This is a genomic window from Staphylococcus canis, from assembly GCF_016238445.1.
GTDB classification, from domain to species: domain Bacteria; phylum Bacillota; class Bacilli; order Staphylococcales; family Staphylococcaceae; genus Staphylococcus; species Staphylococcus canis.
Map to the genome: position 1 here is coordinate 68,050 of NZ_JABANU010000005.1, position 21,914 is coordinate 89,963.

General features: G+C 34.9%; 22 protein-coding genes. 20 read left to right on the forward strand and 2 right to left on the reverse strand.

From position 1 onward, the window contains the following. The first annotated feature begins 3 nt into the window (after positions 1 to 3). The 5 genes from HHH54_RS02910 (at position 4) to HHH54_RS02930 (ending at position 3,706) form a co-directional block, all read left to right on the forward strand. Positions 4 to 768 (forward strand): dihydroorotate dehydrogenase electron transfer subunit, encoded by a 765-nt coding sequence (locus HHH54_RS02910; RefSeq protein WP_198617341.1) that lies wholly within the window; start codon positions 4 to 6, stop codon positions 766 to 768. Then, positions 765 to 1,682: a dihydroorotate dehydrogenase gene (locus HHH54_RS02915; RefSeq protein WP_198617342.1), complete on the forward strand. Its 918-nt coding sequence runs from the start codon at positions 765 to 767 to the stop codon at positions 1,680 to 1,682. Before HHH54_RS02910 ends, HHH54_RS02915 begins: the two co-directional genes overlap by 4 nt. Positions 1,683 to 1,684: 2 nt before the next feature. After that, positions 1,685 to 2,377, forward strand: coding sequence for an orotidine-5'-phosphate decarboxylase (gene pyrF, locus HHH54_RS02920; RefSeq protein WP_198617343.1), 693 nt, complete (start codon positions 1,685 to 1,687; stop codon positions 2,375 to 2,377). Continuing rightward, positions 2,377 to 2,985: an orotate phosphoribosyltransferase gene (pyrE, locus tag HHH54_RS02925; RefSeq protein WP_198617344.1), complete on the forward strand. Its 609-nt coding sequence runs from the start codon at positions 2,377 to 2,379 to the stop codon at positions 2,983 to 2,985. Before pyrF ends, pyrE begins: the two co-directional genes overlap by 1 nt. Before the next feature lie 301 nt (positions 2,986 to 3,286). Next, positions 3,287 to 3,706 (forward strand): VOC family protein, encoded by a 420-nt coding sequence (locus HHH54_RS02930; protein ID WP_198617345.1) that lies wholly within the window; start codon positions 3,287 to 3,289, stop codon positions 3,704 to 3,706. A 113-nt stretch (positions 3,707 to 3,819) separates the two neighbouring features. Here HHH54_RS02930 and HHH54_RS02935 read toward each other — a convergent pair whose 3' ends face one another. Next, positions 3,820 to 5,517 (reverse strand): Rqc2 family fibronectin-binding protein, encoded by a 1,698-nt coding sequence (locus HHH54_RS02935; RefSeq protein WP_198617346.1) that lies wholly within the window; start codon positions 5,515 to 5,517, stop codon positions 3,820 to 3,822. A 155-nt stretch (positions 5,518 to 5,672) separates the two neighbouring features. Between HHH54_RS02935 and gmk the strand changes: the two genes are divergently transcribed. The 14 genes from gmk to HHH54_RS03005 all read left to right on the forward strand — a co-directional run bounded on the left by gmk (position 5,673) and on the right by HHH54_RS03005 (position 20,854). Further along, positions 5,673 to 6,296 (forward strand): guanylate kinase, encoded by a 624-nt coding sequence (gene gmk / locus HHH54_RS02940; protein WP_198617347.1) that lies wholly within the window; start codon positions 5,673 to 5,675, stop codon positions 6,294 to 6,296. After that, entirely contained in the window at positions 6,296 to 6,505 is a 210-nt protein-coding gene (rpoZ, locus tag HHH54_RS02945) for a DNA-directed RNA polymerase subunit omega (protein ID WP_198617348.1), read from the forward strand. The genes gmk and rpoZ overlap by 1 nt, the downstream gene beginning before the upstream one ends. Positions 6,506 to 6,659: 154 nt before the next feature. Beyond that, positions 6,660 to 7,868 (forward strand): bifunctional phosphopantothenoylcysteine decarboxylase/phosphopantothenate--cysteine ligase CoaBC, encoded by a 1,209-nt coding sequence (gene coaBC, locus HHH54_RS02950; protein WP_198617349.1) that lies wholly within the window; start codon positions 6,660 to 6,662, stop codon positions 7,866 to 7,868. Then, positions 7,868 to 10,276: a primosomal protein N' gene (gene priA, locus HHH54_RS02955; RefSeq protein ID WP_198617350.1), complete on the forward strand. Its 2,409-nt coding sequence runs from the start codon at positions 7,868 to 7,870 to the stop codon at positions 10,274 to 10,276. Before coaBC ends, priA begins: the two co-directional genes overlap by 1 nt. A 219-nt stretch (positions 10,277 to 10,495) precedes the next feature. Beyond that, positions 10,496 to 10,984, forward strand: a complete 489-nt coding sequence (def, locus tag HHH54_RS02960) for a peptide deformylase (RefSeq protein ID WP_349771828.1) — start codon at positions 10,496 to 10,498, stop codon at positions 10,982 to 10,984. Continuing rightward, positions 10,977 to 11,909, forward strand: a complete 933-nt coding sequence (gene fmt, locus HHH54_RS02965; protein ID WP_198617352.1) for a methionyl-tRNA formyltransferase — start codon at positions 10,977 to 10,979, stop codon at positions 11,907 to 11,909. The genes def and fmt overlap by 8 nt, the downstream gene beginning before the upstream one ends. Continuing rightward, positions 11,910 to 13,211: a 16S rRNA (cytosine(967)-C(5))-methyltransferase RsmB gene (gene rsmB, locus HHH54_RS02970; RefSeq protein WP_198617353.1), complete on the forward strand. Its 1,302-nt coding sequence runs from the start codon at positions 11,910 to 11,912 to the stop codon at positions 13,209 to 13,211. Between the two features lie 6 nt (positions 13,212 to 13,217). After that, the gene (gene rlmN / locus HHH54_RS02975) at positions 13,218 to 14,312 is read left to right on the forward strand and encodes a dual-specificity RNA methyltransferase RlmN (RefSeq protein ID WP_198617354.1); all 1,095 of its coding nucleotides are present in this window, start codon (positions 13,218 to 13,220) and stop codon (positions 14,310 to 14,312) included. A 6-nt stretch (positions 14,313 to 14,318) separates the two neighbouring features. Further along, the gene (locus HHH54_RS02980) at positions 14,319 to 15,062 is read left to right on the forward strand and encodes a Stp1/IreP family PP2C-type Ser/Thr phosphatase (RefSeq protein ID WP_198617355.1); all 744 of its coding nucleotides are present in this window, start codon (positions 14,319 to 14,321) and stop codon (positions 15,060 to 15,062) included. Then, on the forward strand, positions 15,059 to 17,095 hold the full coding sequence (gene pknB, locus HHH54_RS02985; RefSeq protein WP_198617356.1) for a Stk1 family PASTA domain-containing Ser/Thr kinase: 2,037 nt from the start codon (positions 15,059 to 15,061) through the stop codon (positions 17,093 to 17,095). The genes HHH54_RS02980 and pknB overlap by 4 nt, the downstream gene beginning before the upstream one ends. A 156-nt stretch (positions 17,096 to 17,251) precedes the next feature. Next, entirely contained in the window at positions 17,252 to 18,517 is a 1,266-nt protein-coding gene (locus HHH54_RS02990) for a cytochrome P450 (protein WP_198617357.1), read from the forward strand. A 172-nt stretch (positions 18,518 to 18,689) separates the two neighbouring features. Then, positions 18,690 to 19,565, forward strand: a complete 876-nt coding sequence (rsgA, locus tag HHH54_RS02995; protein WP_198617358.1) for a ribosome small subunit-dependent GTPase A — start codon at positions 18,690 to 18,692, stop codon at positions 19,563 to 19,565. Next, positions 19,565 to 20,215: a ribulose-phosphate 3-epimerase gene (gene rpe / locus HHH54_RS03000; protein WP_198617359.1), complete on the forward strand. Its 651-nt coding sequence runs from the start codon at positions 19,565 to 19,567 to the stop codon at positions 20,213 to 20,215. Before rsgA ends, rpe begins: the two co-directional genes overlap by 1 nt. Positions 20,216 to 20,218: 3 nt before the next feature. After that, a complete protein-coding gene (locus HHH54_RS03005; protein WP_198617360.1) occupies positions 20,219 to 20,854 on the forward strand; it encodes a thiamine diphosphokinase in 636 nt (211 codons plus the stop codon). Between the two features lie 133 nt (positions 20,855 to 20,987). On the opposite strand, the gene rpmB is transcribed toward HHH54_RS03005, so the two are convergent. Further along, positions 20,988 to 21,176 (reverse strand): 50S ribosomal protein L28, encoded by a 189-nt coding sequence (rpmB, locus tag HHH54_RS03010; protein ID WP_086429264.1) that lies wholly within the window; start codon positions 21,174 to 21,176, stop codon positions 20,988 to 20,990. A gap of 353 nt (positions 21,177 to 21,529) precedes the next feature. Here rpmB and HHH54_RS03015 point away from each other — a divergent pair, with 353 nt between their 5' ends. Beyond that, a complete protein-coding gene (locus tag HHH54_RS03015; protein ID WP_198617361.1) occupies positions 21,530 to 21,904 on the forward strand; it encodes an Asp23/Gls24 family envelope stress response protein in 375 nt (124 codons plus the stop codon). The last annotated feature ends 10 nt before the right edge of the window (positions 21,905 to 21,914 follow it).

The window sequence follows — 21,914 nt, forward strand, 5'->3', positions numbered from 1 at the left end:
GCGGTGGAAAAATTAACGGTCATTTCAAATGAAAATATTGCAGATCGTATTTACGAATTGAAAGTGGCTGGACCGGTTGTTAATCAATTAAAGCAACCGGGTCAGTTCGTGCATATTAGAGTAGGAGAAGATTCTTTACACATGTTGAGACGTCCTATTTCAATATGTGAAATCAACCCATCTGAACAAAGCTTTACGATGCTTTTCCGTGCTGAAGGAGCAGGAACTGAAAAGATTGCTAAGCTTTCTAAAGGGGATGACATAGATATTATTGCGCCACTTGGTAATGGATTTCCCGTTGAAAAAGCTCAGAAAAAAGCATTATTGGTAGGTGGTGGTATCGGTGTTCCACCGCTTTATGAACTATCAAAACAATTAAAAGCACGTGGAATTGAAGTCGTACATGTACTTGGATTCCGTTCGAAAAAAGACGTATTTTATCAATCTCAATTTGAAGCATTAGGAGAAACATATATTGTAACCGAAGATGGCACATTAGGTGAAAAAGGTTTTGTCACGGATGTCATTGATCGATTACCTGTTGATTATGACATTTATTACACTTGTGGACCAAAACCAATGTTAAAAGCGCTAACACAATCTTATACACTTAAAGATGTTCCAGGATATATTTCTTTGGAAGAACGTATGGGTTGTGGTGTAGGTGCATGTTTTGCATGTGTATGTCACGTACCTGATAGCGATACAGATTACGTTAAAGTGTGTACAGATGGACCAGTCTTTGAAAAAGGAGCAGTTGTCTTATGAGTCGATTAAATATTGAATTACCGGGGTTATCTCTAAAGAATCCTGTGATGCCTGCAAGTGGTTGTTTTGCATTTGGTGCTGAGTATAGTCAATTTTATGATTTATCAGAGCTTGGTGCGATTATGGTCAAAGCTGCAACAAAAGAACCGCGTTTTGGTAATGAGACGCCACGTGTAGCCGAAACTGATAGTGGTATGTTAAATGCAATAGGTTTACAAAATCCGGGTGTGCATCACATTATTGAACATGAATTAAAAGCATTAGAAAACTATGACGTACCGATTATCGCAAATGTAGCTGGTTCAACTGAAGATGATTATGTTTATGTGGCTGAGCACATTTCTAAATCACCAAATGTGAAAGCACTTGAGCTCAATGTGTCATGTCCGAATGTTAGAGTAGGTGGGATGCAGTTTGGCGTAGATCCTAAGGTCGCTTCAGAATTGACACGAAAAGTTAAAGCAGTTTCATCTGTACCGGTTTATGTTAAGTTATCACCAAATGTAACAAATATCGTTGAAATGGCAAACGCAATCAGTGAGCATGCAGATGGTATTACAATGATTAATACACTTGTCGGTATGCGCATTGATTCAAAAACAGGAAAGCCCATCATTCATAACGGCGCAGGTGGCTTAAGTGGACCTGCAATAAAACCAGTTGCATTACGTATGGTTTATGAAGTGCGTAAAGCATTACCAGATTTTCCGATTATTGCAATGGGTGGAATCCAAAATGTTCAAGATGTTATTGATTTTGTGTCAGTAGGTGCAGATGCTATTGCAATCGGTACTGCAAACTTCCAGAATCCACTTGTTTGTAAAGAGATTATCGACCAATTACCTGAACGATTAGATCAACTTGGCGTATCGCATATTACAGAGTTAAAGGGACGTACTCAAGAAGGAGTGTAATCATGAAAAAAACACCTATTATCGCACTAGATTTTGCTAGTAAAGATGAAGTGATGAGATTTTTACATCAATTTGATGAGCCTTTATTTGTAAAAGTTGGGATGGAGCTCTTCTATCAAACAGGACCTGAGTTAATTCAAGCTATTAAAGCTTTAGGTCATGATATCTTTTTAGATTTAAAATTGCATGACATTCCAAATACGGTTTCTAAAGCGATGGAAGGTCTTGCTCAACTTAATGTAGACCTTGTTAATGTACATGCAGCAGGGGGTCGAATCATGATGGAACGTGCGATTGAAGGACTAAGAAAGCATAATCCTGATATCAAAATCATAGCTGTTACGCAATTAACATCTACAACAGAAGCACAACTTCATGAGGAACAAAATATTCAAACATCAATGGAAGAAGCGGTTTTAAATTATGCTAAACTTGCACAATCTTCTGGATTAGACGGAGTAGTATGTTCACCACTTGAAGCAACAATGATTCGGGAACAATGTGGTGAAGCCTTTTTGAAAGTAACACCAGGTATTCGCCCCCAAAATAGTGATGCTAATGATCAAAAACGTGTTACAACACCTGAAGAAGCAAAAGTATTAGGTGCGACACACATTGTAGTCGGTCGTCCAATTACACAAAGTGAAAATCCCGTAGAAAGTTATCATCAAATTAAGGAAAGTTGGTTAAATTAATGGTTAAATCAATTGCAAAGGCATTATTAGATATCGAAGCAGTGTCATTATCACCTCATGATATGTACACTTGGAGCTCTGGTATTAAATCACCAATATACTGTGATAATCGTGTCACTTTAGGCTACCCAGCTGTGCGTAGCGCGATTCGTGACGGATTAATTGAATTAATTCAAACTCAATTTCCAGATGCTGAGGTGATTTCAGGTACTGCAACAGCAGGAATCCCACATGCAGCATATATTTCAGAACAAATGAATTTACCAATGAATTACGTTCGTTCGAAAAGTAAGAGTCATGGTAAGCAAAACCAAATTGAAGGCGCACAAAGTAAAGATAAAAAAGTTGTTGTTGTTGAGGATTTAATTTCAACAGGCGGCTCTTCTATAACAGCTGTTGAAGCTTTACGTGAAGCTGGGGCAGACGTGTTAGGCGTCGTTGCTATCTTTACGTATGGCTTGAAGAAAGCAGATGAGACGTTTGAAGCTGCGAAGACACCGTTTGTGACTTTAACAAATTATGATGAATTAATCGAAGTAGCAGAACAAGAAGGCAAAATTGCAAAAGCAGATATCGAAAGTTTAATGCAATGGCGTAATCAATTATAAGAGCGTAAAAAGAGGTTGAATGCACCTAAAATTTTGTGCAATTTAACCTCTTTTTAGTATTTATTTTTAGTATTTAGTATCTGTGAAAACGATTAGAGTTAGCGTAAATACCATTTTAAGAAAAGCCAGCCTCCACCAATGATTGCTAATAAAACGAGTATAGGTATAAGTAAATGCATGCTTAACATGAAAATTCCTCCAAACATGATTTAATCCCATTGTAACCGGTTATAATAAGAAGTGAAAGTATAAAGAGATAATGTTAACTTCAAAAGTTATGTACACTCAAGGAGGATACAAAATGAAAATACCAAAAATCACCACTTTTTTAATGTTTAATGGAGATGCAGAAGAAGCAATTTTATATTATACATCTTTATTCGAAGATAGTGAGATTATCACAATGGTTAAATACGATGATTCTGTACCAGATCAAGCGGGGAAAGTGCAACATTCTATTTTTACATTAAATGGTCAAGTGTTTATGGCAATTGATAATATGAATGGTACGGATATCGAGATGAATCCGGCTATGTCATTATTTGTGACGGTTAAAGATCAATATGAAATGGATACGCTTTATAATGGTTTGAAAGATGGCGGGGCTATTTTAATGCCGAAAACAGAAATGCCACCACAATATCGTGAATTTGCATGGATTCAAGATAAATTTGGTGTCAATTTCCAACTCGCTTTTCCTGAGAATAAAAAGAAATCGTAAATTAGATTTATATTTAATTTCATAACGTATAGAAGAACGAGGTTAGAATGTCTTGTGACAATATTGATAATAATCACAATTCAAGTTCTAACCTCGTAAAATATTGGATTCAATTACTTCGCAGCTAAAGCTTGTATCTCATCATAGTGAGGCGTCACATAAAGTGTTTTTTGTTGTTCATATGTGACGAATCCAGGTTTTGCACCACTTGGTTTATGCACATGTTTAATTAATGTGTAGTCAACAGGAATTTGACTAGATTCCCCCGCTTTTGAAAAATAAGCTGCAATCATTGCGGCTTCCTCAATTGTACGTTCAGAAGGCTGATCGCTTAATATCACAACATGGCTACCAGGAATATCTTTCGTGTGTAACCAAGTATGAGATTTTTGAGCACGTTTATGCGTAAGATAATCATTTTGCTTATTATTTTTCCCAACCAAAATTGTATCATTGTCAGTAGAAACATAAGTTTGAAGTTGGATTTTATGTTGTTTCTTTTTCTTATGTTGCTTGCGTTGTTTGATAAACCCTTGATCAGCTAATTCTTCTCTAATGTCGTCAATTTCGTCGACAGTAATATGTGCTAATTGTTGATCGATACTTTCAAAGTATTGAATATTCTCTTTTGTGAGTTTGATTTGTCGCTTTAGCTCATGTTCACGTGTTTTCATACGATTATATTGCTTGAAATAATACTGAGCATTTTCAGATGGTGAACGTGTTGGATCTAAAGGAATTGTCACGTTTTCTCCAGTATAATAGTTAACTGTTGTCAGTGAACGATCACCTGTTTTAAGTTGATAAATATTAGCAGTAATCAATTCACCGAATAGTTGTTGTTCTTCTTTATGTGCAGTTTCATCAAGTTCTGTAATCAGTTTTGATAATTTATTCTGATATTTTTGCAGATGTTGATGCACTAGTTTCATTAAATCATTCGCGCGTTGTTTGACACGTTCTCTCTCGCCTCGTGCTTCATAGAAACGATCTAACAATTGATGAAGTGAGTCATACTGAACCATATCATCATTGAATTGTTGTAATTTCATAAAATAGAAATCTTCTTTACCTGTTTCATGATTTTTATGAAATACTGGCGATACAGGAGCTTGTGTTTCAGCCATCACTTCATTAAACGCATCTGGTAACGTCTGGCTCGTCATAAAGTGTCGCCGTGAAACTATTTCTTTTGTGATAAGTGGAGAAAATCCTTCAAATGTATTTAGTAACTGACGATCAATTCTTCCAGCATTAAAATCGATATATTTTAAAATATCTTCACCATCAAAAGCGTACGGATTTAATTTATTTTGAGTTGGTGGCGCTTCATATTGAAATCCTGGCATCACTGTTCGATACTGATTTGTATTCGGCGTTAAATGTTTAAAACCTTCAATGATTTTATACTGATCATTAACTAAAATAAGATTACTGTGTTTCCCCATAATTTCTAATATTACTGTTCGATAAATCGTATCACCAATCTCATCCTTACTTTCCACATCAATTTCAATACGTCTATCGTTGTCAATTTGTCGAATCGCTTGAATAATACCTCCTTCTAAATGTTTACGAAACACGCGTGCAAACATAGGAGGTTCAAAAGGGTTATCATACTTTTTTTCTGTTAGATGCATTCTTGCAAAGTTAGGGTGAATGGATAAAAGTAATTGGTGATTTTTACGGTTTTGTCGCACGACCATAATAATTGTGTCATTTTCAGGCTGATTAATTTTATGAATACGCCCTGACACTAGCGATTGTAAATCTTCAACCATTTTTCTTGTAAATACACCATCAAATGCCATAAATATCTGCCACCTTTAAAAATTTCATCTCTTTATTATAACATGTGCATAAACTAACGTCAGACCTTAAGATTATCTAGATAGCTACTATACAATTCCTTCAAAATTATGGTAAGATATGTAAATAAAAGAATAGCGAAGAAAGGTCGTAAGGCATGGATACTGAAAAAGGCTTACTTATTGTACTATCAGGCCCCTCAGGTGTAGGGAAAGGTACTGTTAGAAAACGTATTTTTGATGATCCTAATACCTCTTATAAATATTCGATTTCAATGACAACACGTCCTATGCGTGAAGGCGAACAAGATGGTGTGGATTATTTCTTCAAAACACGAGAAGAATTTGAGGCACTCATTGAACAAGATGAATTTATAGAGTATGCAGAATACGTTGGCAACTATTACGGTACACCTGTTCAATATGTGAAAGACACTATGAATGCTGGATATGATGTCTTTTTAGAAATTGAAGTAGAAGGTGCGAAACAAGTTCGAAAAAAATTCCCAGATGCGTTGTTTATCTTTTTAGCACCGCCAAGCTTAGATCATTTAGAAGAACGTTTGATTGGACGTGGCACAGAGTCAACTGAAAAAATACAAAGTCGTGTAAATGAAGCACGCAAAGAAGTTGAAATGATGAATCTATATGATTATGTTGTAGTTAATGATGAAGTTGACCTTGCTAAAGCACGTATTCAATCCATTGTTGAAGCTGAACATTTAAAAAGAGAACGTATTGAAGCAAAATATCGAAAAATGTTATTGGAGGCTAAAAAATAATGTTATATCCACCGTTACATGAATTACAAAGTAAAGTAAATTCTAAATATTTAATCGCAACAACTGCGGCTAAACGTGCCCGTGAAATTCAAGCTGAGCCAGACGATTTGTTACTTGATAAATATACAAGTAAAAAAACAGTAGGACGTGCACTTGAAGAAATTGCAGCAAAAAAAGTTAAACCTCATGTTGAATCTGAAATAATGTAAAGATATGGATTAAATTTTGTTATAAATGAATGAGTAGGATGGCGAATGTCATCCTGCTTTTTTTATCGAGTTTGATATTTTCAAAAGACTTCTTATGCAATTTGTTTTAAATATACTATAATGCAATTAAGCGTTTAGAATCAGGAGTGAAATTATGAAAAATATATTAGTTGCTGTGACAGGTGGTATCGCTGCGTATAAAGCGATTGATTTAACAAGTAAATTAACTCAAAGTGGATATGATGTTCGTGTGATGCTCACTGAACATGCACAAGAATTTGTGACACCACTTGCGTTTCAAGCGATTAGTCGAAATGCAGTATATACAAGTACATTTAAGGAACAAAATCCAGCTGAAATACAACATGTGGCTCTAGGTGACTGGGCAGATGCAATTATCGTTGCACCTGCTACTGCAAATGTAATTTCGAAATTAAGTCATGGTATAGCAGATGATATGGTTACTACAACTTTACTTGCAACAGAAACACCCAAATTTATTGCGCCAGCTATGAATGTTCATATGTATGAAAATCCACGCATTCAACATAATATGAAAACATTAACTTCGGATGGTTATTATTTTATTGAGCCAGGTGAAGGCTTTTTAGCATGTGGTTATGTAGCAAAAGGGCGAATGGCTGAGCCTATGGAAATCAAGGCTGTTGTGGAACGTGAGATGAATGAGTCACACGTCCAAAATACTTCTGAATCATCATTTTTTAGAGATAAAAACATTTTAATTACAGCAGGGCCTACTGTTGAAGAAATTGATCCAGTGCGATATGTATCAAATCGAGCGTCTGGGAAAATGGGATATGCATTAGCAGAGGCATTACAAAAAAAAGGAGCACATGTCACTTTAGTTTCTGGACCCACACACTTGGAAGTGCCTCAGAATGTCACAGTGATACAAGTTCAAAGTGCAGAAGAGATGTTTGAAGCGGTAGTCGCGCATTTTGAAAGCCAAGATGTGATATTCAAAACTGCTGCTGTATCTGATTATACTCCGGTTGAACATTTAGAACATAAAATGAAAAAACAAGATGGTGATCTTGTTGTGACATTTAAACGTACGAAAGATATTTTAAAATATCTTGGGGAGCATAAGACGACACAAAAATTAGTAGGTTTCGCCGCTGAAACACGTGACGTTGAGAAGTATGCACGTGAAAAGTTAGAGCGTAAAAATGCAGATGTTATTATTGCAAACAATGTAGGTGATACATCAATCGGATTTCAGTCTGACGAAAATGAAGTAACGCTATACTTTAAAGATGGGCAGACAAAGCCAATTGAAAAAGTTAATAAAAAACAACTTGCCTATCATATTTTGTCAGAACTTGAAAGAAGTTGGCAGTAATGATAGCACAAGTTATTGTAGATATAGATTCTAAAAGCGTAGATAAAACGTTTGATTACATTGTACCTGATAATATGATAGCGATTGTTCAGCCTGGTATACGTGTTGTTGTGCCTTTTGGTCCACGTAAAATACAAGGGTTTGTAATGGCATGTAAAGACAATAAGGAAGCTGAAGTAGATGTATCACGATTAAAGCCCATCTTAGAAGTTAAAGATATTCAACCTGAACTTACTGAAGAACTTGTGAGATTAAGTGAATGGTATAGTCAAAACTTTATTTCTAAACGGATCTCCATATTAGAAGCAATGCTACCTAGTGCTGTTAAAGCTAAATACCAAAAAGCATTTAAGTTAGTTGATGACGAAGCCTTACCGAGTGAGATAGTACGCTATTTTAATAAAGATGGGTATTATTTTTATAAAAAAGCACAAGAAGATCATCAAGTTGATGTGATGATGCACTATTTAAAACAAGGTACCATTAAAGAGGTAACGTTAATATCTCAAAATACAAAAAAGAAAACACAAAAAGCGGTAAGAATTCAACCTGATTTAGATATTGATGAATTACTAGCGCGATTAGAAAAAAAACCAAAACAGTATGAGTTAGTAGCGTTTCTATATGATGAACAACATCGAGATGTCTTTTTGAAAGAACTAATGGAGATGTCATTTTCACAGTCCTCAATAAAGACGCTTGAAAAATATCAAATTGTTGAAAAATACGATGCTATTATAGAAAGAGATCCATATGAAGGTCGTGTGTTTGAACAAGAGGAGAAGCAAACATTAACAAAAGATCAACAAAATGCTTATGAAAAGATACTTGCATCGATTCAGCACAAACAGAGTGAAACATTCCTGTTACACGGTGTGACAGGGTCAGGGAAAACTGAAGTATATCTTCAAGTTATCGAGGAAGTTTTAAATCGTGGTGAAAATGCCATGATGTTAGTTCCTGAGATTGCATTAACACCTCAAATGGTATTAAGGTTCAAAGCAAGGTTTGGAGACGAGGTTGCGGTTTTACACTCTGCATTATCAAAAGGAGAACGCTATGATGAATGGCAAAAAATTCGCGATGGTCGAGCTCGAGTAAGTGTTGGTGCACGTTCGAGTATCTTCGCCCCGTTTCAAAATATAGGGATAATTATTATAGATGAAGAACATGAGGCAACATACAAACAGGAAGATTATCCAAGATACCATGTTAAAGATATTGCGGAATGGCGTTGTCAACAACATCAATGTCCACTCGTGCTCGGAAGCGCAACACCGAGCCTTGAAAGTTATGCTAGAGCTGATAAAGGCGTATACACGTTGTTATCGATGCCTAAGCGAGTCAATGAAAGACCGCTTCCCAAAATCGAAGTCTGTGATATGAGGGCAGAACTTGCAGAAGGTAATCGTTCTATGTTTTCAGAAAGGTTATCTGAAGCAATTGAGACACGTCTTCAAAAGAAAGAGCAAATTGTTCTATTTTTAAATCGACGCGGTTATGCATCATTTATGTTATGTAGAGATTGTGGGCACGTCCCTCAGTGTCCAAATTGCGATATTTCATTAACATATCATAAATCAACGGATCAATTGAAATGTCATTATTGTGGGTACCAAGAGCAAGCGCCATTCCGTTGTCCGAATTGTGGAAGTGAACATATTCGTCAAATGGGAACAGGTACACAACGTGTTGAAGAGTTATTACAACAACGTTTTCCAAAAGCACGTATTATTCGTATGGATGTGGATACAACAACACAAAAAGGCAGTCATGAGAAATTATTGAATCAGTTTGGTAACGGTGAAGGTGATATTCTTTTAGGTACTCAAATGATTGCAAAAGGTCTAGATTTTCCGAACATTACGTTAGTCGGTGTACTTAACGCAGATACAATGCTCAACTTACCTGATTTTAGATCTAGTGAACGAACATTTCAGATATTAACACAGGTTGCAGGTCGTGCAGGACGTCACGATAAATCAGGAGAAGTGATTATTCAAACCTATAATCCTTCACATTACGCAATAGAATATGTAAAAGAGGCTAATTATTTAGATTTTTATCATCAAGAAATGAGATATCGTCAAATGGCCAATTATCCACCATACTATTATTTGATTAACTTTACGATTTCACACGAAAATATGAAAGAAGTATTACAAGCAGCGACACATGTCCATCAAATATTAATTCAGCACTTAAGTGATAAATCATTAATTTTAGGGCCTTCACCAGCACCGCTATCGAGAATTAATAATGAATATCGCTTTCAAGTTCTAGTAAAATATAAAAGAGAACCAGCACTGCTTCATGTTTTAAGACATCTTGATGATTATTACCATGAAATGTACACCAAAAAGAAACTATCTTTAAAAATAGATATCAACCCCTATATGATGATGTAACTAGGTTGATTTAAGGTTGCCACGTAGGTAAAAGGCGTACTGATAATCAAGTTTAAAAGTATTGATTTTCAACACAATCCTAATGTATTACGATTATGGCAACCTTTGTTTATGTTAAAAGCTTGATGACTCATTTGTTAAGATATAAGAAAGCACGTCGCAATTTATATCATTTTGGGTTATAATATAACGATGAATTTTGATGAGGAGCGTGTCAAAGTGGCAGTTCAAAAAATTTTAACACATTATCATCCGATTCTACGCCAGCAAGCAGAAGCGGTACAACAATTTGATGAACACATTGAAAACGTGATACAAGATTTAGAGGATACGCTATTTGACACTGAAGGTCAGGCGCTTGCGGCTAATCAAATTGGTATTTCTGAACAGATTGCGATTGTAGATATGGAGCAAGATGGTATTTTACAATTAATTAATCCTACAATTGTAAATGAATCTGAAACAAAAATTACTGATTTAGAAGGATGTTTAAGTGTCCCTGGTCGATTTGGTGAGGTTACCCGTAGTCAAATGATTAAAGTGGAAAGTTATGATTTAAAAGGAAACAAAGTAGAACTTACAGCTTATGATGACGTTGCACGCATGATATTGCACGTTATTGATAATTTGAATGGTGTGTTATTTATAGATATTATGGAACGTGAAATTTCAGATGCGGAATTGGAGGCATATTTAGAAGATGAGTAAAATAATTTTTATGGGAACACCTGATTTCTCAACGAATATATTAGAAATGTTAATTCAAACAGAAGAGGTTATTGCTGTTGTCACACAACCGGATAGACCTGTTGGTAGAAAACGTAAAATGACACCACCGCCAGTTAAAGTAGTTGCTGAAAAATATGATATTCCTGTATTTCAACCTGAAAAATTAGCGGGATCTGAGGAATTAAAAACGTTACTAGAGATGAATAGTGATCTTATCGTCACTGCAGCGTTTGGGCAACTGTTGCCGGAATCTTTACTTAATGCACCTGTGCATGGTGCTATTAATGTGCATGCCTCTCTTTTACCAAAATATCGTGGTGGTGCTCCAATACATCAAGCGATTATTGATGGTGAAAGTGAAACGGGTGTCACAATTATGTATATGGTTAAAAAATTAGATGCCGGTGATATTATTACGCAACGTGCCATTCCAATTGAAGACAATGATAATGTAGGAACGTTGCACGATAAATTAAGTGAATTAGGTACAGAGTTACTAAAAGAAACATTACCGGCTATTTTAAATCATACACACACGCGTACACCTCAAGATGATACGAAAGCTACGTTTGCGTCTAATATTCAGAGAGAAGATGAACGTATCGATTGGTCACAGGATGCACGGACAATTTTCAACCATATTAGAGGATTATCACCGTGGCCAGTTGCATATACGACAATGGATGACAAAACGATGAAAATCTATGCTGCTGTCATTGTCCCGAACCAAAAAGGACGTGCGGGCGAAATTATTCAAACGACAAAAAAACAAATTATTGTTGGTACAGGTTCTGATGACGCAATTGGACTTACAGAAATTCAATTATCTGGAAAAAAACGTATGCCGGTTGCTAATTTTTTAAGCGGTGTACAAGAATCATTAGTAGGAAAGGAACTACTGTAAATGGTTCAGGTTAGAGCGTTAAGCTTCCAAACTTTAGAAGATGTATTGAAAGATGGCGCATATAGCAATTTGAAAATCAATGAGGTACTATCGAAAAACAACTTATCTCAAGCAGATAAAGGACTATATACTGAGATTGTATACGGTACGATCAAACGAAAATTAACTCTAAATTATTATTTAAAACCATTTGTTAAAACCAAAATTAAAGGATGGGTAAGACGTTTATTATGGATGAGTATTTATCAATACGTGTACTTAGATAAAGTGCCTACACATGCGATCATAAATGAAGCGGTGGATATCGCTAAAAAAAGAGGTGGTGCACAAACAGGGAATACGGTTAATGCGATTTTACGCCAACTGACTTCACAAGCATTACCTAAGATTGATGATATTCGTGATAAATATGAAAGAGCATCAATACGTTATAGTATCCCTGTTTGGATAATAAAACACTGGGAAACACATTATGGATTTGAAGTAGCTGAAACCATTGCTGAACAAATGTTGCACCCAGTTTCGCAAACAGTACGTGTTAATACAACACGAATCACCGTAGAAGATGCGATGACTCAACTAGAAGCAGAGGGATTGAAAGTACAACAGGATCCACATATTAAAGTTTGTTTACATGTACTTCAAGGTGTAGTGGTTCAATCTACATTATTTAAAGAAGGATTGGTAAGTATTCAAGATAAAAGTTCAATGTTTGTCTCTTTATTGATGGATTTAAAATCTGGAGATGATGTTTTGGACAGTTGCAGTGCACCTGGCGGTAAAACGTGTCACATGGCAGAAATTTTAGATGGAAAAGGACATATTATCGCTCACGATATTCATGAACATAAAATTCAGTTGATTCAACATAATATTGATAAATTACAATTGAAAAAAGTAGTAGCGTCACAACATGATGCAACAAAACCTATAGAAGGTCAATTTGATAAGATATTAGTAGATGCTCCTTGTAGTGGATTAGGCGTATTGAGACATAAACCAGAAATTAAATACACGATGACACCTGAAAAAGTTGAACAACTAGTACAATTGCAGTTGAAGATACTCAAAAATGTAACTCAAAATTTAAAACCTGGTGGACAACTTGTCTATTCAACGTGTACGATTGAACAAATGGAAAATGAGAACGTGATATATACATTTTTAAAAGCACACCCTGACTTTGAATTCGTGCCTTTTACACATCCTAAAACTAATGAATCTATCAAAACGTTACAGATTTTACCTCAAGACTTTAACTCAGATGGATTTTTCATGACTAGAATAAAAAAGAAAGGATAATCAAATATGATTACTGCTGAAAAGAAAAAAAAGAATAAATTTCTACCTGATTTTGAAAAGCAATCGATATATTCTTTAAGATTTGATGAAATGCAAGCGTGGCTAAAAGAGCACGGTCAACAAAGTTTCCGTGCGAAACAAATTTTTGAGTGGTTATATGATAAACGTGTTGATCGTTTTGATGAAATGACTAATCTTTCTAAGTCACTACGTCAATTATTAGAAGCACATTTTACAATTACTACATTGGAAACCGTTGTCCGTCAAGAGAGTCGTGACGGAACAATTAAATTTTTATTTGAACTTCAAGATGGTTATACTATAGAGACTGTACTAATGCGACACGACTATGGGAATTCAGTTTGTGTTACTACACAAGTAGGGTGTCGTATCGGTTGTACGTTTTGTGCTTCAACTTTAGGAGGGTTAAAGCGTAATTTAGAATCAGGCGAGATAGTATCGCAAGTATTAACTGTTCAAAAAGCGCTTGATGAAACAGATGAGAGAGTATCTTCAATTGTTATTATGGGAATCGGTGAACCCTTTGAAAATTATAGCGAGATGATGGATTTCTTAAAAATCGTAAATCATGATCATAGTTTAAATATCGGTGCACGCCATATTACTGTTTCTACGTCAGGTATTATTCCACGTATTTATGACTTTGCAGATGAATCGTTACAAATTAATTTTGCAGTAAGTTTACACGCAGCGAATAATGAAATTCGTTCTAAATTAATGCCAATTAACCGTGCATACGATGTTGAAAAATTGATTGAGGCGATTGAATACTATCAAAAACAAACGAATAGACGTGTAACTTTTGAGTATGGATTGTTTGGTGGTGTGAATGACCAACTTTCACATGCACGTGAGTTAGCTGGATTAATTAAACATCTAAATTGTCATGTGAATTTGATTCCTGTCAATCACGTACCTGAACGTAATTATGTGAAAACACCTAAAGATGATATATTTAAATTTGAAAAAGAATTAAAACGTCTAGGAATCAATGCTACAATAAGAAGGGAGCAAGGTTCAGATATTGACGCAGCATGTGGTCAATTAAGAGCTAAGGAAAGACAGTCAGAAACGAGGTAGATCACAATGTTAAAGGCAGAGCTTTATTCAGATGTTGGTGATTATCGGGCACAAAATGAAGATGCTGGCGGTATTTTTTATAATCAAACAAACCAACAATTGTTAGTGATTTGCGATGGCATGGGTGGCCATCAAGCGGGTGAAGTTGCAGCAAATTATGTAGTTGATGCGTTAAAAGAAAGATTTGAATCTGAAAATTTAATAGAAGCTCATCAAGCGGAAGCATGGTTAAAACGTGTACTACAATCTATTAATCATGAGCTGTTCTATTTAGCTGAAGAAAATCCATCCTATCGAGGTATGGGAACGACATGTGTGTGCGCATTGATTTATGATCATCATATTGTTGTGGCGAACATAGGAGATTCACGTGCCTATTTGATTAATGAACGCAATTGCGATCAAATCACAATTGATCATACATTTGTAAATCAACTTGTTATGTTAGGGGAAATTACGGAAGAAGAGGCTTATCATCATCCAAGACGTCATATCATCACTAAAGTAATGGGGACAGATAAGCTCGTAACTCCAGATATTTTTGTAAATAAAACCAAATTTTATCAATATTTATTGTTGAATTCAGATGGGCTCACTGACTATGTGAGAACTGAAGAAATGCATGAAATATTGAGAGAAGCTCGTGATATAAAAGAAGCTGGGACACTTTTACTTAATTTAGCACGCGAAGTTGAGGCTAAAGACAATATTTCATTTATCATTGCGGAAATTGCGGGTGAACCAGTATGATTGGCCGCCGTATTGACGAGCGTTATGAGCTAAAGCAATTATTAGGTGGAGGCGGGATGTCCAATGTATATATTGCATGGGATATCATCTTAGAGCGCACAGTCGCACTCAAAGTAATCAACATTCCACCTAATGAAAAAGATGAAACTGTGAAACGCTTTGAAAGAGAAGTTCAAAGTACGACGCTTTTATCACATGAAAATATTGTAAGTGTGCTAGACGTTGGTGAAGAAGAAGATTGCTTCTTTCTAGTAATGGAGTATATTGAAGGCCCTACTTTAGCAGAATATATTAAAGCACATGGTCCCCTTGAACCGAAAATAGCGATTCAGTTATTTAATCAAATTCTAAAAGGTATTCAACATGCGCATGCAAAAGGCATTATTCATAGAGATATCAAACCACAAAATATGATGATTAATCAGGATCATATTATAAAAATAGTAGATTTCGGTATTGCTAAGGCATTAAGTGAAACTGCAATGACACAAACTAATCATGTTGTAGGTACAGTGCAATATCTATCTCCAGAACAAGCAAAGGGTGAAAAGACTGGTGAACGTTCAGATATTTATGCACTTGGTATCGTACTTTATGAAATGTTAATCGGTGATCCACCGTTTAAAGGTGAAACACCTGTGAGTATTGCGATTAAACAAATTCAAGAAGCCATTCCAAATGCAAGTGAACAACGCAGTGAAATTCCACAAGCATTAAGTAATGTTATTTTAAAAGCAACAGAAAAAGATCCTTCAGAGCGTTATCATTCCATTTCTGAAATGTCTAATGATGTATTAACATCATTGGATGAAAGTCGCATTAATGAAAAACCATATTTTACAAATAGAAGTGCAACGAAAACAATTAAAATCGATAAACAAGCTATAGAAAATGAAAATAGTCAAAAGCATATTGAGGAAACTTCCCAAATCCCAATTGTACCAACAGAACGCTCGTCATATAAGCAGTCAAAACAACAATCGTCTAAGCCTAAGCGTTCGTTAGGTAAAAAAATATGGTTTAGCCTCATCTTTTTCTTATTAATAGCTGGATTATTGTTTTTTATGGTTGCAGCAATGACAGGGAATAAATATAGTCAAATTCCAAATGTGACAGGACAGACATTAGAAGAGGCACAAAAAACATTAGAACAGAATCATCTCAAAACAGGTAAGATTACAGAAGTTTATAGTGATAAATACGATAAAAATCACGTTATGTATTCTTCGCCTAAACAAGACGAAAAAGTAAGACAACAGAGCCAAGTTGATTTGACTGTATCAAAAGGACCACATATTGAAAAAATGCCTCATTTAATTGGTTTACCGAGAGCAGAAGCTGAAAATAAGCTTAAAGCTTTAGGATTTGAAAAGATTTCCTATGATACTGCATACACAGAATCAGATATCGCAAAAGGCAATATTGAGGCACAAAGCATTGCGGCAAGTACTGACGTTCATGTTACTCAAGATGAAGTAGTGCTGACAGAATCGCTTGGAAAAAAACAAGTGCATGTTGGAGATTATACAAATCAAAATTATGCGGATGTTAAAGCACAATTAGAAGAAAAAGGGCTGATTGTTACTGTAGAAAAAACAAGAAATGATAAAAATGTAGAAGCTGATCATATTATTAGTCATTCACCTAAGAACCAAGAGGTTGATGAAGGTACAGAAATTAAGATGATTATCTCTACTGGACCTAAGGAAAGCGATTCGCCAAAAACAGATGAAGCGCCTAAAAGTGAGGAAGACAATTCCGACGATGAGAAAAATGATATCGCTTTATATAAGCAATATTATGAGACATTTGTCATTCCATACTCAGGGAAAGATGAAAAACCACAAAAAGTTGAAATTGTTATAAATGATCAAAATCATCAATCTCAACAACCAGCAGAAACATTTACGATTACTAAAGATACTAGTCATACGGTAAATTTACAAGTTGAACCTAAAAAGACAGCATCCTATACGGTTAAGGTTGATGGAAAAACAGTGACACAACAATCAATCAACTATAGTGATATTTAAATGTATCAATAATTCAAAAGCGAGTGAGTTAAAAATTTTAATTCACTCGCTTTTTTAGTAGTTTGTGGAATATTGTTTACTAGTTACGGTGTGGTTAAAAAGTGGTATGATAGGGTATATATGAATAAATATACGAGGTATGGAGGCATTAAAGTTATGAATAAAATACCAAAAGATAACGGACTTGATAATACACTAAAAATTATTAAAGAGGCATATACATATGTTCCTTGTCGATTAGAAGAAATGCAAACTAAAATTTTTGAAACACGAGCACTAGGTATGAAAAAAATGGTTGTTATCAGTGGTAAAGAAGCAGCAGAACTTTTTTATGATAATAGCAAAATTTCTAGAAAAGGCACATTACCAAAACGTATCGTTAATACACTGTTTGGTAAAGGTGCGATTCATACAACAGAAGGAAAGGTACATGTTGATAGAAAAGCTTTGTTTATGTCTTTAATGACAACTGAAAACTTAAAATATTTAAGAGAGTTAACGCGTCAATACTGGTTTAATCATACACAGTATATGGAAAACAAGAAAAATGTCAATGTGTATGAAGAGGCGACATTATTATTGACGAAAATCGGTTTTCGTTGGGCAGGATTAAAATTTACGCATGAAGAAGCAGTTCAAAATGCAAAAGATATGGATCTTCTCATTGACTCTTTTAGTACGCTTGGTCAATCACCATCTGGGTATAAAAAAGCCAAACAAGCACGAGCGCGAGTAGAAGCATTTTTAGAAAAACAAATTAAAGCTGTTAGAGAAGGTGAACAGTACGTTGCACCGAATACAGCCCTATATGAATTTGCGCATTGGAAAGATTTAAATGATAAACCAATGGATTTACATTTATGTGCAGTAGATTTAATGAATATTGTGAGACCATTAGTTGCGGTGAATCGTTTTATCACGTACGCAGTAAAAGCATTAATTGAATATGATCAAGAACGTCTTAAATTACAAGTGACTCATGATTCAAATTATGCTTATAAATTTGCTCAAGAAGTGCGTCGTATCTTCCCATTTGTACCATTTTTACCTGGTCGTTTGAAAAAGAACGTTAAATTTGATGGATATAAACTTAAGAAAGGGACATTTGTGTTATTAGATATTTTTGGAACAACACATGATCCTGAGCTTTTTGAAAATCCTTATCAATTTAAACCAGATAGATTTGAACATTGGGATGGTAGTCCGTTCGATCTTATTCCTCAAGGTGGCGGTGATTTCTATACAAATCATCGTTGTGCAGGTGAATGGATGACAGTCATTGTTATGGAAGAAGTGATTCAATACTTCGCTAATAAAATTGATTTTGATGCGCCAGCACAAGATTTATCAGTAAAACTGGATCAATTCCCAGGAAAAGTAACAAGTGGCGTTAATATTACTAACGTTAGAGTAAGACGTTAATATCCGTGGTTTCAAATGTAACAACACCTCTAAAATAGGGGTGTTGTTTAGTTATATATACCTTTTTATTGTTGTTTAAATGTTTCAGTGAGTGCGTATTTATAAATGTTTTATGACATACATTTTGATATAATAGTGACGTAATCATGACAATGTAAAAAGAGGTGTCAGTTTGAAAACAGGTCGTATTATCAGATCTTTAAGTGGTGTGTATCGTGTAGATGTTGAAGGTACATTATATGATGCGAAAGCTAGAGGTCTATTTAGAAAAAAGCAAATCACACCAATTGTTGGTGATATTGTGGATATCGATGTAGAGACACATGCATCAGGTTATATTCATAAGATACATGACAGAAGAAATGAGCTAAAAAGACCGCCAGTAAGTAACATTGACTTATTGGTTGTCGTAATGAGTGCGGTAGAGCCTGAGTTTTCTACACAGTTATTAGATCGTTTTTTGGTAATCGCACATTCTTATGGATTAATGCCAAGAATTGTAGTAACTAAAAAAGATTTAGCAACAGATAAACAACGTAAAATGATTGAAGATACTTTATCGATATACGAAGAGATAGGATATCGTACTCAATTTGTAGGAATGGAAGAAGATATTTCTCAAGTTGTGAGCGTATGGGAGTCCGGTTTAGCTGTATTAAGTGGTCAATCAGGTGTGGGGAAATCTACATTAATCAATCACTACCGTCCTGACTTAAACTTAGCAACAAGTGAAATATCACAATCATTAAACCGTGGACGACATACAACAAGGCACGTCGAATTATATCAACGACATAACGGTTTTATAGCAGATACTCCTGGCTTCAGTGCATTAGATTTCTCTCATATTGAGAAAGAAGACTTACGTGATTACTTTATTGAAATTAGCCAAGCCGGTACACAATGTAAGTTTAGAGATTGTTATCATATCAACGAGCCTAAGTGCGCGGTTAAACAACAAGAGGAACAAAACCAAATTGCTAAGTTTCGATATGACCATTATCTTCAACTTTTTAATGAAATTTCAAATCGAAAGGTACGATATTAATGACAAAATTATTCCCTTCTCTTTTATCAGCAGACTTTTTAAATTTAAAAGGAGAAATTAAAAATCTAGAACAATCGGGAGTCGATGGTCTTCATTTTGATGTAATGGACGGACAATTTGTACCAAACATTTCTATTGGTTTTCCAGTTCTTGAGGCAATACGCCCCCAGACAAAACTTCCTATTGATGTGCATTTAATGATTACATCCCCAGAAGATTATATTGATGAATTTTGTCAAAAAGGTGCAGATAAAGTTTCGATTCATATCGAAGCTACACCACATATTCATAGAGCGATACAAAAAATTAAGTCTCATAATGTCGAAGCGGGGGTTGTGATTAACCCAGGCACATCCATTCATACCATTGATGCAATACTTCAATATGTTGATTTTGTATTAGTGATGTCTGTAAATCCAGGCTTTGGTGGACAACAGTTTATTGAGGATGCCATTGATAAAATAGCTGCACTTGATAAGATTAGACAAACGCGCAAACTTTCTTTTAAAATTGAAGTTGATGGTGGTATCAATGCGCATACTGCCTCAAAAGTGATTAATGCTGGTGCAGATTGGCTGGTCGCTGGATCATATTTCTTCAATCAAGCAGATTATACAAATACTGTAAAATTATTAAAAGGTGAGGCGTAAAATATGAAAAAAAGCATTCATTTGTTATGTAGTCGTCGTCATTTACCAAAAAACATTCTATCACGAAAAGTAAACGAATCGTGGGCAGGTGTTGATAGTGGCACAGTTGCTTTATTAAAAGAGGGAATTCAACCTGTTTTTGCAGTAGGTGATTTTGATTCTATTTCATATCAGGAAAGACAATGGGTTAGTGAAAAAATAGACATACAACCTGAACCGGCAGAAAAAGCGGACACAGATCTTGCTATTGCAGTAACAAAAGCAGTGAAAATGGGATATCAAAAAATAAAAATTTATGGAGCAACGGGTGCACGATTGGATCACTTTATGGGAGCAATGCAATTATTAAAATATCCTGACTTCCAAAAGATAAAAATTCAAATCATTGATGACAAAAACACAATTGAATTGCTTACACCAAATGTATATGAGAAAAGAAATAAGAAAATCTATGATTATATTTCATTTGTCCCAGCTTCAGACGAAGTAACTTTATCGTTAAAAGGATTCAAATATAATTTAGATCATGAAGTGTTACGTGAAGGATCGACGTTAACGATTTCAAATGAATTTGAAGGTAAATATGGAACAATAGAAGTGCATCAAGGCCTAGTTTATCAGATACGTAGTAGAGACTAGCCTAACGTTAACAATAGAACTAATGATACAATTAGAATATTAGATAGAACGGCGTCATGCGGTGTCCTTATTAGATTTAGCATAATAAAAAACCGAACCTTCCACATAAAGGTTCGGTTATATTTATAAATGATTATACACGAGTAACTTTACCTGATTTTAAAGCACGAGCTGAAACCCAAACTTTTTTAGGTTTACCATCAACAAGAATTCTAACTTTTTGTAAATTAGCATTCCAACGACGCTTAGTTGAGTTTAAAGCATGAGAGCGTCTATTACCTGTTGAAGCTTTACGGCCTGTTACGAAACATTCTTTACCCATCATCGTACCTCCTTTTAAGAAATACAAATACATTTCCTACTACATACTAAAGTAATATATCATAAAAGTGGGGACGGCGCAATGAAAAAAAACTGTCTATAACATTATGACTTTGTGAAGATGGTTTTTTCTGATATAATTTACAAAGTGTTTAGGTATTTATTGTCGTACTAAGACTATACTCAATCATATTAGTGTGATAAATTATACATTATCATTTTCATTACGACATTAATTATTATAAAATATTGTAATAGACAAAAAATAAGACCTAAATTTGTAAAAATAATATAAAATTTATCGGACTTATGCATTTAAAGGACTTAAACTCATATTGTGAGGAGGCTATTGTAATGGCACTAGAAATCAAAAATGAATACGGTAGTATCGATATTTCCAATGAAGTTATCGCTTCTGTAGTGGGCGGTAAAGCTGTTGAGTGTTATGGTATTGTAGGTATGGCGTCTCGACAACAAGTAAGAGATGGTATTGCTGAAATATTAGGCCATGAAAATTATGCTAGAGGTATAGTAGTACGCGAAAATGATGATGTATTAGATATAGATATGTACATTATTGTCAGTTATGGTGTGAAAATATCTGAAGTCGCTCAAAATGTACAAGCAACAGTGAAGTACACTTTAGAGCATACTTTAAAACTTACTGTGAATTCAGTTAATATTTTCGTACAAGGTGTACGTTTTGATCATGACACGAAGGATAAATAGGAGGACATTT